The organism is Robbsia sp. KACC 23696, from assembly GCF_039852015.1.
In the GTDB taxonomy this organism is placed as follows: Bacteria; Pseudomonadota; Gammaproteobacteria; order Burkholderiales; family Burkholderiaceae; genus Robbsia.
The window spans coordinates 3,173,734-3,187,865 of sequence record NZ_CP156626.1 but is presented as its reverse complement, the minus strand read 5'-3'; the positions used below and the strand labels follow the sequence as shown (position 1 = coordinate 3,187,865).

The 14,132-nt window shown below is 60.4% G+C and carries 7 protein-coding genes, 2 rRNA genes and 1 pseudogene; all 10 read left to right on the top strand.

The window, feature by feature from the left end:
* Window positions 1-25 precede the first annotated feature (25 nt).
* The 10 genes and pseudogenes from ABEG21_RS13335 to ABEG21_RS13290 all read left to right on the top strand — a co-directional run bounded on the left by ABEG21_RS13335 (window position 26) and on the right by ABEG21_RS13290 (window position 14,115).
* Window positions 26-2,908: ribosomal RNA gene (locus tag ABEG21_RS13335) — 23S ribosomal RNA — on the top strand.
* 176 nt (window positions 2,909-3,084) lie between these two features.
* A 5S ribosomal RNA gene (gene rrf / locus ABEG21_RS13330) occupies window positions 3,085-3,198 on the top strand.
* Window positions 3,199-3,550: 352 nt separating this feature from the next.
* Window positions 3,551-3,988 (top strand): lytic transglycosylase domain-containing protein, encoded by a 438-nt coding sequence (locus ABEG21_RS13325; protein ID WP_347555026.1) that lies wholly within the window; start codon window positions 3,551-3,553, stop codon window positions 3,986-3,988.
* Between the two features lie 272 nt (window positions 3,989-4,260).
* Window positions 4,261-6,444: a molybdopterin oxidoreductase family protein gene (locus tag ABEG21_RS13320; protein WP_347555025.1), complete on the top strand. Its 2,184-nt coding sequence runs from the start codon at window positions 4,261-4,263 to the stop codon at window positions 6,442-6,444.
* Window positions 6,445-6,836: 392 nt separating this feature from the next.
* A complete protein-coding gene (locus ABEG21_RS13315; protein WP_347555024.1) occupies window positions 6,837-8,603 on the top strand; it encodes an AMP-binding protein in 1,767 nt (588 codons plus the stop codon).
* Window positions 8,604-8,803: 200 nt separating this feature from the next.
* On the top strand, window positions 8,804-9,433 hold the full coding sequence (gene coq7, locus ABEG21_RS13310) for a 2-polyprenyl-3-methyl-6-methoxy-1,4-benzoquinone monooxygenase (protein WP_347556796.1): 630 nt from the start codon (window positions 8,804-8,806) through the stop codon (window positions 9,431-9,433).
* A gap of 616 nt (window positions 9,434-10,049) precedes the next feature.
* Window positions 10,050-10,478, top strand: a complete 429-nt coding sequence (mraZ, locus tag ABEG21_RS13305) for a division/cell wall cluster transcriptional repressor MraZ (RefSeq protein WP_347555023.1) — start codon at window positions 10,050-10,052, stop codon at window positions 10,476-10,478.
* A gap of 18 nt (window positions 10,479-10,496) precedes the next feature.
* A pseudogene (gene rsmH, locus ABEG21_RS13300) lies at window positions 10,497-11,471 on the top strand (16S rRNA (cytosine(1402)-N(4))-methyltransferase RsmH); the annotation flags it as partial.
* Between the two features lie 74 nt (window positions 11,472-11,545).
* Window positions 11,546-12,187, top strand: a complete 642-nt coding sequence (ftsL, locus tag ABEG21_RS13295; RefSeq protein WP_347555022.1) for a cell division protein FtsL — start codon at window positions 11,546-11,548, stop codon at window positions 12,185-12,187.
* A complete protein-coding gene (locus tag ABEG21_RS13290; RefSeq protein ID WP_347555021.1) occupies window positions 12,184-14,115 on the top strand; it encodes a penicillin-binding protein 2 in 1,932 nt (643 codons plus the stop codon). The genes ftsL and ABEG21_RS13290 overlap by 4 nt, the downstream gene beginning before the upstream one ends.
* The last annotated feature ends 17 nt before the right edge of the window (window positions 14,116-14,132 follow it).

Sequence of the window (14,132 nt, the reverse complement as noted above, 5' to 3'; positions counted from 1 at the left end):
AGCGATGCAGACGTACTCGTTATAGGGTCAAGCGAATAAGTGCATGTGGTGGATGCCTTGGCGATTACAGGCGATGAAGGACGCGGTAGCCTGCGAAAAGCTTCGGGGAGCTGGCAAACAAGCTTTGATCCGGAGATGTCCGAATGGGGAAACCCACTCCTAATGGAGTACCCATGACTGAATACATAGGTCATGTGGGGCGAACGCAGTGAACTGAAACATCTAAGTAGCTGCAGGAAAAGAAATCAACCGAGATTCCCAAAGTAGTGGCGAGCGAAATGGGAAGAGCCTTGTACCTTTTAGCATGACAGTTAGCAGAACGCTCTGGAAAGTGCGGCCGTAGCAGGTGATAGCCCTGTATGCGAAAACTGATGTGTGGAACTAGGGGTACGACAAGTAGGGCGGGACACGTGAAATCCTGTCTGAATATGGGGGGACCATCCTCCAAGGCTAAATACTCGTAATCGACCGATAGTGAACCAGTACCGTGAGGGAAAGGCGAAAAGAACCCCGGGAGGGGAGTGAAATAGATCCTGAAACCGCATGCATACAAACAGTAGGAGCCTCCTTGTGGGGTGACTGCGTACCTTTTGTATAATGGGTCAGCGACTTACGTTCAGTAGCAAGCTTAACCGACTAGGGAAGGCGTAGCGAAAGCGAGTCCGAATAGGGCGCTTTAGTTGCTGGGCGTAGACCCGAAACCAGACGATCTATCCATGGCCAGGATGAAGGTGCGGTAACACGTACTGGAGGTCCGAACCCACTAATGTTGAAAAATTAGGGGATGAGCTGTGGATAGGGGTGAAAGGCTAAACAAGTCTGGAAATAGCTGGTTCTCTCCGAAAACTATTTAGGTAGTGCCTCGTGTATCACCTTCGGGGGTAGAGCACTGTAATGATTGTTGGGTCCATTGCGGATTACTTCGTCATAGCAAACTCCGAATACCGAAGAGTGCAATCACGGGAGACAGACATCGGGTGCTAACGTCCGGTGTCAAGAGGGAAACAACCCAGACCGCCAGCTAAGGTCCCCAAATATAGCTAAGTGGGAAACGAAGTGGGAAGGCTAAAACAGTCAGGAGGTTGGCTTAGAAGCAGCCATCCTTTAAAGAAAGCGTAATAGCTCACTGATCGAGTCGTCCTGCGCGGAAGATGTAACGGGGCTAAGCTATATACCGAAGCTGCGGATGCACAATTTATTGTGCATGGTAGGAGAGCGTTCTGTAAGCCTGTGAAGGTGTCTTGAGAAGGATGCTGGAGGTATCAGAAGTGCGAATGCTGACATGAGTAGCGATAAAGGGGGTGAAAAGCCCCCTCGCCGTAAGCCCAAGGTTTCCTACGCAACGTTCATCGGCGTAGGGTGAGTCGGCCCCTAAGGCGAGGCAGAAATGCGTAGCTGATGGGAAGCAGGTTAATATTCCTGCACCATTGTTAAATGCGATGGGGGGACGGATCGCGGAAGGTTGTCCGGGTGTTGGAAGTCCCGGTCCTTGTATTGGAGAAGGCGCTTAGGCAAATCCGGGCGCGGAATTCAAGGGTACGAGGCGAGCGCTTAGGCGCGAAGCAATTGGAAGTGGTCCCAAGAAAAGCCTCTAAGCTTCAGTTTAACAAGACCGTACCGCAAACCGACACAGGTGGGCGAGATGAGTATTCTAAGGCGCTTGAGAGAACTCGGGAGAAGGAACTCGGCAAATTGGTACCGTAACTTCGGGATAAGGTACGCCCTTGTAGCTTGACTGGCCTGCGCCAGGAGGGTGAAGGGGTTGCAATAAACTGGTGGCTGCGACTGTTTAATAAAAACACAGCACTCTGCAAACACGAAAGTGGACGTATAGGGTGTGACGCCTGCCCGGTGCCGGAAGATTAAATGATGGGGTGCAAGCTCTTGATTGAAGTCCCGGTAAACGGCGGCCGTAACTATAACGGTCCTAAGGTAGCGAAATTCCTTGTCGGGTAAGTTCCGACCTGCACGAATGGCGTAACGATGGCCACACTGTCTCCTCCCGAGACTCAGCGAAGTTGAAGTGTTTGTGATGATGCAATCTCCCCGCGGCTAGACGGAAAGACCCCATGAACCTTTACTGTAGCTTTGCATTGGATTGTGAACAAATCTGTGTAGGATAGGTGGGAGGCTATGAAGACGGGACGCCAGTTCTGTTGGAGCCAACCTTGAAATACCACCCTGGTTTGTTTGCGGTTCTAACCTTGGTCCCTGAATCGGGATTGGGAACAGTGCATGGTAGGCAGTTTGACTGGGGCGGTCTCCTCCCAAAGTGTAACGGAGGAGTACGAAGGTACGCTAAGTACGGTCGGAAATCGTGCTCATAGTGCAATGGCATAAGCGTGCTTAACTGCGAGACCCACAAGTCGAGCAGGTGCGAAAGCAGGTCATAGTGATCCGGTGGTTCTGTATGGAAGGGCCATCGCTCAACGGATAAAAGGTACTCTGGGGATAACAGGCTGATACCGCCCAAGAGTTCATATCGACGGCGGTGTTTGGCACCTCGATGTCGGCTCATCTCATCCTGGGGCTGTAGCCGGTCCCAAGGGTATGGCTGTTCGCCATTTAAAGAGGTACGTGAGCTGGGTTTAAAACGTCGTGAGACAGTTTGGTCCCTATCTGCCGTGGGCGTTGGATATTTGAAGGGGGCTGCTCCTAGTACGAGAGGACCGGAGTGGACGAACCTCTGGTGTACCGGTTGTCACGCCAGTGGCATCGCCGGGTAGCTATGTTCGGAAGAGATAACCGCTGAAAGCATCTAAGCGGGAAACTCGCCTTAAGATGAGATATCCCTGGGAACTTGATTCCCCTGTAGGGTCGTTCGAGACCAGGACGTTGATAGGCTGGGTGTGTACGGACAGTAATGTCCTTAGCTAACCAGTACTAATTGCCCGTGAGGCTTGATCCTATAACCAGTACGTTTGGACGTGAGACGGCACATGTGAAGTGTGACGCAGCCAGACGCGCTAGGTGAGATTATCGGTGAATGTGCCCGATACACGCTCAACCCAAGAGTCGTACCGAGATGAACTTCTTCCAGATTGGTGTTGTTGAGCTTTAAACCTCAGCAGCACAACCCCTTTGCCTGATGACCATAGCGAGTCGGTCCCACCCCTTCCCATCCCGAACAGGACCGTGAAACGACTCCACGCCAATGATAGTGCGGATTGCCCGTGTGAAAGTAGGTAATCGTCAGGCTCCCTACGCTGTAACCAGACGCCCCGTGACACCTTAACCCGTGCACGGGGCGTTTGGCTTTGTACTACGCCACACGCCACCACCTTACCCGCCTCGCGCGACTCGACGTCAGCGCGGCGCGCAGCGCTTGCGCACCGCGTTTAGCCAAAACATCGGCCGTTTAGTCATACCGCCATGCGACGGGATCATTCCCATAGTCGGACCGGCTTCCTTGCTCGATGATGGCAATCGGGCAATGTCCGGGGAGGGCAAGATGGCGATGCGAAACAGGCGTATTCCGCAAGGCAAGGGCGCGCGGTGCAGAAACACCGGTGCAGCGCGTTTCGCTTGTCGGTGTGCCACGGCGTTGACTTTGTGGTCTGCGTCCTCGACCAGCGCGGCATTCTGTTTTGAGCGCGCGGGCGCACGGTATCGCATCGATCCCCCGCTATTGGAAGCGATTGCGACGGTCGAGTCGAACCTCCGCCCGGACGCTCTTCATCGGAACACCGATGGCACATGGGATATCGGATTAATGCAGATCAACAGCATTCATCTGCCCGGATTGGCGCGTCGCGGAATCGATCGAGAGAGTCTGCTCGGCAAGCCCTGCCTGTCTGTCATGGTGGGCGCCGAGATTCTGGCCGCATTGATCGCACGACATGGTTACGGCTGGACCGCGGTCGGCGCATACAACGCGGGCAGTGCGCCCCGTCGGGCAAAGGCGCGCCGACGCTATATCCAGCGCGTCTGGTCACATTACGGGCCGCTGAGGCAGGGTTTCGAGCGTGCTGCCCGAGCCGATCTCTGACCTGGGCGATAGATCCGATCGAATGCGCCCTCTCGAAGCGGTGTCGACGTCGCCAGGTGTTGCTTTACGTGATCAGCTGCGCCGGCGATCAGCCCTGGCACGCAAGGCATCTTTTAAAAACACTACAATACGCCGAATAACCCTGTGATCGATTCGGGCCACAGGGTAGCGGCATGCTAGCCCCTACGTCGGTCTGCGCCGCCGCGCGACGGCGCAAAAGCACGCGGCCGCATCCATCGAATCCGCCACTGGCGTTTGCAAGATCTTTCACTATGCCCTCGTCCGAAATTATCGACATTCCTGCCCCGACCCAGCCGGTCGCCACGCCGAGCGGATCGGAAGCGACGACGCAGTCGGTGCGGGCTGTCTGTCCGCACGATTGTCCCGATACCTGTGCGATGCGGATTACGGTCCAGGATGGCAAGGCGATATCGGTCAAGGGCGACCCCGATCATCCGCCGACGCAAGGGGTGTTGTGCACCAAGGTGTCGCGATATACCGAGCGCACCTATCACCGCGATCGCTTGACGCAGCCGATGCGCCGAGTGGGCCCGAAGGGGAGCGGACAGTTCGAGCCGATTTCCTGGGAGGCGGCTTACGCATTGGCAGCCAGCCGCTTGGGCGAGATCGCCCAGCGGAGTCCCGAGGCGATCTTGCCCTACAGCTATGCCGGCACGATGGGCCTGTTGCAAGGAGAGTCGATTGCCGCGCGGCTGTTGAATGTACTGGGTGCATCCCGCCTCGAACGGACAATTTGTGCATCGGCAGGTGCAGCGGGGCTGAAGCACACCTATGGCGGAAGCGTCGGGGCGCGGGTCGAGTTCACCGAGGAAAGCGACCTCATTCTGATCTGGGGCAGCAATCCGGTAACCTCCAGCCTCCATTTCTGGACGCGCGCGCAGGAGGCCAAGCGGCGTGGCGCGACGCTGATTGCCATCGATCCCTACCGGTCCCTGACCGCCGAGAAATGCCATGAACATATTGCGTTGCGACCCGGAACCGACGGCGCGCTCGCACTCGGATTGATTCATCTGCTGGTCGAGCACGACTATATCGATGCGGACTATGTCGCGTGTTACACAGTCGGATTCGACGCCTTGAGGGAGCGCGCGTCGCAGTGGACGCCTGAGCGGACTGCCGCCACCTGCGACATTCCGGTGGCGCAATTGGTGGCGCTCGCCCACGCGTACGGCGCGTCGAAGCGGTCGATGATCCGATTGAATTACGGCATGCAGCGCGTCTACGGTGGCGGCAATGCGGTGCGCGCCATCGCGTGTCTGCCGGCGCTGACCGGTGCATGGCGGCATCGCGCGGGCGGCATGCTGTTGTCGACGTCCGGCTATGCGCCCGTCGACGACGCCCGGCTTCAGCGGCCGGATTTGCTGCCCGGCGGCAAAATACCCCGTAGCATCAATATGAGCGCGATTGGGGATGCATTGACGCATCCAGGCGGCGTCGTGGCCGACCGCTACGAGGGCCGCGACTTCGGGCCCAAAGTCGAGGCCGTCATCGTGTACAACTCGAATCCGGTCGCCGTCGCGCCGGATTCGAATAAGGTCGTCGCTGGTTTTGCTCGCGAAGACCTGTTTACGATCGTGCTGGAACATTTTCAGACCGACACCGCCGATTATGCGGATCTGTTGTTACCCGCCACCACGCAGCTCGAACACCTCGATGTCCATAAGTCGTACGGACATACGTATGTGATGGTGAATCAGCCGTCGATCGCGCCGTTGGCCGGTGCCAAGCCCAATACCGAGATCTTTCGCGGTATCGCGCGTGCGATGGGGCTGACCGAGCCAGCGCTGTTCGATAGCGACCAGGCACTGCTGGAACAGGCGTTTCGCTGGGACGATCCGCTGATGGGTGGCGTCGATGCCGCGCAACTGCAGCGCGACGGCTGGGCGCGCTTGGCCTTGCCGGATGCGCCCTTCGCCGAAGGCGGCTTCCGCACGCCATCTGGAAAGTGCGAATTCCTCTCGTCGACGCTCGCTGCCTTGGGCCAGGATCCGCTTCCCGATTATCTGCCGCCGCGTGAGTCGGTCGAGCACGATCCCGCTTTGGCGCAACGATTCCCGCTGACGATGATTTCGCCGCCTGCGCGACACTTTCTCAATACGACTTTCGTCAATATCGACAGTCTGCGGAAAACCGAGAAGGTGCCGCGGATCGAGATCCATCCGGAAGATGCGGTGGCGCGCGGCATCGTCGATGGAAGACAGGTCCGAATTTTCAACGACCGGGGCACGCTGACCGCGCGCGCCGATGTCACTGATCGGGCGCGCCGAGGCGTCGTGGTCGGTATGGGCATCTGGTGGCGCAAGCTGGCGTCCGATGGCCGCAACGTCAATGAGTTGACCAGCCAAGCGCTGACAGACCTGGGTAATTCGGCCTCCTTCTATGACTGCCTCGTCGAGGTATCACCGGAGACTGCGATGGAAATGGCCAGCGTCTGAATCGATCCGCGCGGTCCTTTCGGCTCGCCCGTCGCGAATGCGGCAATTACGTCCTTACTTCGGAAAAAAGAGCGAGGATGCGTGATACCAGGACGGACGATGCCTCTCTTGGGAGCATATGACACCACGTGTCGGGCTGCTGACTCAGACTGAGTCTACGGTCTAATCACTTGCTCCCCGTCGATCCGACCGCTACGATGTCGAAAAAGAACGGTCATGCTAAAAAAGACCGAGCCCCGGAATGACTGGACCGGATCGTGACAACGTGTTGACGCGCAGGGTGCGCGTATGACCTCGTGGTGTCGCGCTCCAGGGCCGCGGCAGAGTCGACGCCAAGATCGACACCGCCGTGGCACGACAATCACGTGATACGACGTCGGGTGGAGATAAGGATGGAGACAACACAGTACGAGTCTGAGGGCAACCCCGTGCTGGATCGGGTGGACCCTTCGAATCTGAATACCGGCAACGGCCGGCCGGCGCGGCCTTGGGTAGCACGCTACCCGCTCGGCGTACCGGCGGAGATTACGATCCCGCCCGGTGAGACGCTGGTCAGTTTGATCGAGGAGAGCTGTCGGAAGTACGCCGCGCGAGAGGCATTCGTCTGCATGGGGCAGGCCATCAGTTATCAGCGTCTTGCCGACGATGCGACCGCCTTCGCGGGCTGGCTTCAAGCGCTCGGCCTGAAAAAGGGCACGCGCGTGGCCATCATGCTGCCGAACGTGCTGCAGTATCCGGTCGCGTTGTTCGGGGCAATGCGCGCCGGCTGCATCGTCGTCAACGTCAATCCGCTCTACACGCCTCGGGAACTTGGGCAGCAGCTCCGCGACAGCGGCGCCGAGGCCATTGTCATCCTGGAAAACTTTGCGGCAACGCTGCAGAAAGCGTTGCCGGAAACGACGATCCGTCACGTGCTGGTGACGTCAGTCGGCGCCATGTTGGGCGCGAAGGGCGTCGCCGTCGATATCGTGCTGCGCCACGTCAAACGGGTGGTCCCGGCTTGGGATCTGCCGCAGCACGACGGCTGGCATGCTGCGCTGGCGATCGGCCGCAAGCGCAGCTTTGCGCCCGTGTCGCTATCGCCCGACGACATCGCCATTTTGCAATATACCGGTGGTACGACCGGCGTCGCCAAGGGCGCGATACTGTTGCATCGCAATTTGCTCGCGAATACGCTGCAAGCCGAGGCGTGGTTCCGGCCGGCGCTGGCGCAATTGCCGAACGGCGGGGAGGGCTCGCAGATGATTATCGCGGCGGCGCTGCCGCTGTATCACATTTTCGCGCTGACGGTCTGCGGACTGTTCCCCTTGCGCATCGGCGGCAAAGTCCTGCTGATGCCGAATCCGCGCGATCTGCCGGCTGTCATCAAGGTTCTCGCGCGCTATCCCGTCAATATCTTTCCGGCCGTCAACACGCTGTATAACGCGCTGCTGAATCACCCCGACATCGGTAAGGCCGATTTCTCACAACTGGTGGTGGCGGTAGGCGGCGGCATGGCCGTGCAGGAGACCGTCGCAAAACGCTGGGAAGCGTTGACCGGACGACTGCTGGTGGAAGGGTACGGGCTGTCCGAGACCTCGCCGATCGTCAGCAGCACCTCGGCGATCGCGAATGTCTTCACCGGTTCGATCGGCATGCCGATGCCGTCCACCGATATCGCTATTCGCGATGCCGACGATCACGACGTGCCGTATGGCGACTCCGGTGAGTTGTGCGTGAAGGGGCCGCAGGTCATGGCCGGTTATTGGCAAAAGCCCGATGAGACGCGGGATGCGATGACGCCGGACGGCTATTTCCGCACGGGCGACATTGCGCGATTCGATGCCGACGGGAACTTGAAACTGGTCGATCGCAAGAAGGACATGATCCTGGTGTCCGGCTTCAATGTGTACCCTAACGAGATTGAGGATGTCGTGGCGTCGCTGCGAGGGGTGGCCGAGGTAGCGGCGGTGGGAGTGCCGGACGCGCGTTCCGGCGAGTCGGTCAAACTGTTTATCGTGCGCCGCGATGAAACGCTCGACGAGGCCACCGTGCTGGCTCACTGCCGCGAGCGGCTGACCCCCTACAAAATGCCGCGTATGGTGGTATTTCGAGAGTCTTTGCCGAAGACGCCGGTCGGCAAGATTCTGCGCCGCGAATTACGCGATCTCCCCAAGTAGGGACGCGGCGGGTCATGCGAAGCGTGCGAGCGCCCTGGCGAGGGCTCGCCGGCGCTGACACCGCTGAGTGCGCGCTCGTCGAAACAGGCGTTGCGCGCGCGCACCGCCGCCGGATCGTCGCGCGCGTAGTGGTCTCCCGCCAGCAATCCCCCCATGTCGAACCTTTGTTACCATGCGCTATTGTCTTTCTCGCGGGGTGCATTATGTTCGACAACTGGATCGTCGAGTTCGATCGTGGCCTACGGTCGCTGACAGGGGTAACGCGTTCGGCACGCCCCGACCCGGCAGCGGCCCATCCGGATAGCGACGCGACATTGACGCCGGAAGAGAAGCGTCACGCGGCCGGTTTGATGCGAGTGAATCACGTTGGCGAGGTCTGTGCGCAGGCCTTATACCAGGCGCAGAAATTGGCGACCCGCACGGAGAAGCTGCGCGTGGCGTTCTCGCACGCCGCACGTGAGGAAGAAGACCATCTTGCCTGGACTGCCAGCCGCCTGAAGGCGCTGGACTCTCGTCCGAGTCTGCTGAATCCGCTTTGGTACACGGGCGCGCTGGCCATCGGCTTCGCCGCGGGGCGCCTCGGTGACCGCGTCAGCCTCGGTTTCATGGCGGAGACCGAACGTCAGGTGGAACATCATCTGGCGGGCCATCTCGACGACCTGCCGGCCGGCGACGCGGCATCGCGCGCTGTCGTGACGCAGATGCGTACCGATGAAATGGCGCACGCGCAAAGTGCGACCGATGCGGGCGGTGTCGATTTGCCATTCCCGATCACGCAAGTGATGCGTGCGGCGTCGAAGGTCATGACGAAGACCGCCTACTATTTGTAGTCGCTCGCGCGGGTGCCTGCGAGCAGCGTGCGTTCAGCCGGTCCGGGCCTCTCGCCGCGCTAATTCGATACGTTTCTGTATCGCTGCGCGGAGACGGGGCGATCACGCCGGGTGTCGGATCGGGCTCGCCAAGCGTCGGCCGACCCCTGATTTTTTCGAGATGCCATCCTTTTTCGCGATTGATTCGCACGTCGGGACGTATTTTCCGATTTGCTGGCGCGGCGCGTAATTTCTACGGCTTGTGCGTGAAATACGCCCGCTTCATGCCGCCTTCTTCCGCTAATTACGTCACTGTTTTCCTCGGCGGCGCATCCCTTTCCTTTCCAGTTCTCACGCTTCACTTTCACAAGAATTCCTATCGCCTTCATTTCATTGATAATTTTGTCCGGCGTACATGAGAAGATGCCTGTAAGTCATTGTTCTGGCGGATAAAAATTGATCGAAATCGTTGCAGCGACCTTGACCCGGCAGGAGGCTTACTCTAAAGTGGGAAAAGGTGTGGGAAAGTGCATTTTTGTGTGAAATTTGTCCGGAAGCGGGGGTGCTCGCGACGGTGTGTGAGCGACGGAAACAGCGTGGGCGGACCGGATAGACGGATCGTCCAGGAGGCAGGGGCGTGTTCCAGGGTGCGTCAGCGCTAACTCTCGATGCGAAGGGGCGGATGTCGATTCCGACCCGGCATCGTGACGCGCTGCAGGGACAGGCTGAGGGTCGTGTGACCATCACGAAGCATCCCGACGGTTGCCTGCTGTTGTTTCCACGTCCCGAATGGGAAGTGTTTCGCACAAAGATCGCCGCATTGCCGATGGACGCGCACTGGTGGCGTCGGATTTTCCTTGGGAATGCATCGGACGTCGAGATGGACGGGACCGGGCGGGTGCTCGTGTCGCCGGAGCTGCGGATGGCGGCGAACCTGGAGAAGGAGGTGATGTTGCTCGGTATGGGCAGTCATTTCGAAGTCTGGGATGCGCAGACCTATGCTGCGAAGGAGCAGGCTGCCATGTCGCAAGGCATGCCCGATGCTCTGAAGAATTTCAGTTTCTAAGCCGCAAGGCGTGACGTGATGCCAAACGCGGCTGACAACGAATTCCTGCACCGAACGGTGCTGCTCGACGATGCGGTCGATGCCCTTGTGTGGCGTCGGGATGGCATCTATGTCGACGGTACGTTCGGGCGAGGCGGCCATAGCCGGGCGGTGTTGCGCCTGCTGGCGCCGGGTGCGCAACTGCTGGCCTTCGACAAGGATCCCACGGCGATCGCCGCTGCGGATGCGGTAAAGGCCGAGCAGGCGGCACTGGCCGATGGCGCGGGATTCGACATCGTCCACCATAGTTTTGCCACGCTGGCGGATGCGCTGGCGACGCGCGGCATTGCCGCGGTATCGGGCGTGTTGCTGGATCTGGGGGTGTCGTCGCCGCAATTGGACGACGCCTCGCGAGGATTTAGCTTTCGCGCCGATGGTCCATTGGATATGCGAATGGACACCACGCGCGGTGAATCCGCCGCGCAATGGCTGGCGCACGCGTCGGTCGACGATATGACGAGGGTGATACGAGATTATGGGGAAGAACGGTTTGCTTTTTCGATTGCAAAGGCGATTGCTGCTCGCCGGGCAGCGTCCGATGCGCTCGGTCCTCTCTCCCGAACAGGCGAGCTTGCCGCACTCGTGGCGAGCACCGTCAAAACTCGCGAGAAGGGCAAGGACCCGGCCACCCGCACCTTTCAGGCTCTACGGATTCACGTCAATCAAGAGCTTGCGGAGCTGCAGATAACGTTGGACGCGGCCCTTGCCGCTTTGGAAGTCGGCGGCAGGTTGGTGGTGATCAGCTTTCATTCGCTTGAAGACCGCATCGTCAAACAGTTCATGCAAAAGCATTCGTCCGCGCCTACGCTGGACCGTCGTCTGCCTATCCGCGCAGATGCGTTGCCGACGCCGCCGTTGCGTCGCGTAGCGCGTCTGTTGCCGGGCGCGGCCGAGGTCGGCGCGAACCCGCGCGCGCGTTCGGCCGTGATGCGCGTGGCCGAGAAAGTCGCGCCGTACGACGCGGGTCAGGCTGATGGTGCGAACGCACCAACGCGTGCCGGCTATCGTCCGGCGCGTGGGGGGCGTGCATGAGCCGCCTCGATGCATTCCTGTTGCTCGCCTTAATCGCCTGCGCCCTGTCGGTCGTCAACTCGACGTACCAGCAGCGGCGCGTTTTCGTCGATCTGGAGCGCGCACAAGGTCAGCAGCAAAGCCTGCAACAGGATTGGACGCGGTTGCAGTACGAGCAAAGCGCGCTGTCGAAGACCTCGCGTGTCGAAGACATCAGCAGCAACCAGTTGACGATGAGTGCGGTAACGGCAGGACGGACCGAATATCTGAACGACGACGGCAGCGCGGTGAAGATCGCGCCGATGCCGGCATCCGTGTCCGCCGTGACGACGCCGGCGAAGTCGGATAAGCCGGCACCGCCGGTGGCACGCTCGCAAGCGCCGGCGCAGGCCATCGCGCCGAAGCCCGCGGCACCGGTCGCCGTCCCGAAATCCCCTGCGCCAGCCCCGACCAAATCGTCGGCGCCGTCCGCCTCTGCTCGCGCCGCGGCGTCGTCGCATGCGGCGCACGCTGCCGACGAAGCGCGTGCAAGCCATGCGGCGCAAGCTGCGCGCGCGGCACGCGACGAACGGCTTGCGCGTGAGAATCGCGCGGCAGCTGCGGCGGCAGAGGCCATCATGTCCGGCAAGTCCGGTGCCATGGGTGGGGGGCGGCCATGAAGAAGCCGCCAGATAATCTGCGCGCCCGCCACAGCGATCGTGGCGTCCAATTCTCGTCGAGCCCGATGCTGTCGGTCAGCTTGCCGATGTGGCGCTCGAAGCTGGTCGTCTTTCTGATCTTCCTGGCTTTCGTGACGCTGGCGGCTCGGGCATTCTGGATTCAGGGGCCCGGTAACGCTTTCTATCAACGGCAGGGGGCAGTGCGCTTCGAGCGTACGCTCGAGCTGCCGGCGAGTCGCGGCAAGATCATGGATCGGAATGGCCTGATGCTCGCCACCACGCTGCCGGTTCGCGCGATCTGGGCCGTGCCCGACGACGTGCCGGAAGACTTGCCGCAAAGCAAGCGCGACGCGCTGGCCCGTCTGCTCGACGTGGACCCGAAGGAGTTGCGGGTCAAGCTGTCCCGTAATTCGATGTTTGCCTACATCAAGCGGCAAGTGCCGATCGATGTCGCCGACAAGGTGATGGCGCTCGATATCCCGGGCGTGCATCAGAACGTCGAATACAAGCGCTATTACCCGGAAGGCGAGATCACCGCACAGTTGGTCGGGTTCACCGACATCAACGATCAAGGTCAGGACGGCGTCGAGCTGGCCATGCAGAAGCAACTGGTGGGCGTACCGGGTAGCCGACGCGTCATCAAGGATCGCCTCGGCCATATCGTGCAGGACGTGGACGAACTCGCCGTGCCGCGCGACGGCAAGGACACGCGCCTGTCGATCGATAGCAAGATCCAGTACATCACGTTCAATGAGCTGAAGAACGCCGTCGTCGATAACAAGGCCGCCGCGGGCGCCGCCGTTGTCATCGACGCCCGTACCGGCGAAGTGCTGGCGCTGGCCAACTATCCGACCTATAACCCGAACGATCGCTCCCACTTGACCGGCGAGCAGTTGCGTAATCGCGTCTTCACCGACTCGTTCGAGCCCGGCTCGATCATGAAGCCGTTTACGTTATCGCTGGCGCTGGATCTGCATCGCGTGACGCCGAACACGATCGTCAACACGGCGCCGGGTTCCTATACGCTGGACGGCGCGCGGATCACCGACGACGCCGACTTCGGCACCTTGACGGTGGGCGGCGTGCTGCAGAAGTCGAGTAACGTCGGCACCAGCAAGATCGCGATGCAGCTGCGTCCGGAAGAGCAGTGGAATATGTATACGAGCCTGGGCTTCGGCGTGGCGCCGAACATCGGCTTTCCCGGTGCCGTGGCCGGTCGTCTGCGGCCGTGGAAGAGCTGGCGCCGGATCGAGCAGGCGACGATGTCGTACGGCTATGGTCTGTCGGTGTCGCTGTTCCAATTGGCGCATGCCTACACGGTGTTTACGAACAACGGCCGCGAACTGCCGCTGTCCTTGTACAAGCTCGATGGACCGCCGCAATCGGGGCCGCAGGTTTTCGAGCCGAAGACGATGGCTGAAGTGCGCACGATGCTGCAATCGGTGATCGGTCCCGGAGGCACCGCACCGCAGGCACGTGTGCCTGGCTACACCGTAGGGGGCAAGACCGGCACGGCGTATAAGCATTTCGCGCACGGCTATGACAAGTCGCGCTATCGCGCTTCCTTCGTCGGTATCGCACCGATGTCGAATCCGCGCATCATCGTCGCCGTCTCGGTCGACGATCCCCGTGGCGGCAAGCACTTCGGCGGTCAGGTTTCCGGCCCGGTTTTCTCGACGATCGCCGGTGAAATTCTGCGGGCATTGAATGTCGCGCCCGACGCGCCTTTCAAGACAACCGTGGCATCCGCCGATGTGCCTGCGAGTGCGAAGTCGACGGCGCTGGCGCAATCGTCGTCCCCGTCGCCCTCATCGGTCCAGTCGGCGCACGTCGTTCGCGCTGCCTTGCACGAGCGCCGTACTGCCCATGCGGCGCACGGCTATGCCGCATCGGCGCACGAGTCCTTTGCCAAGAAGGTGGTCCGATGATCGCGCGCGCCGACCGT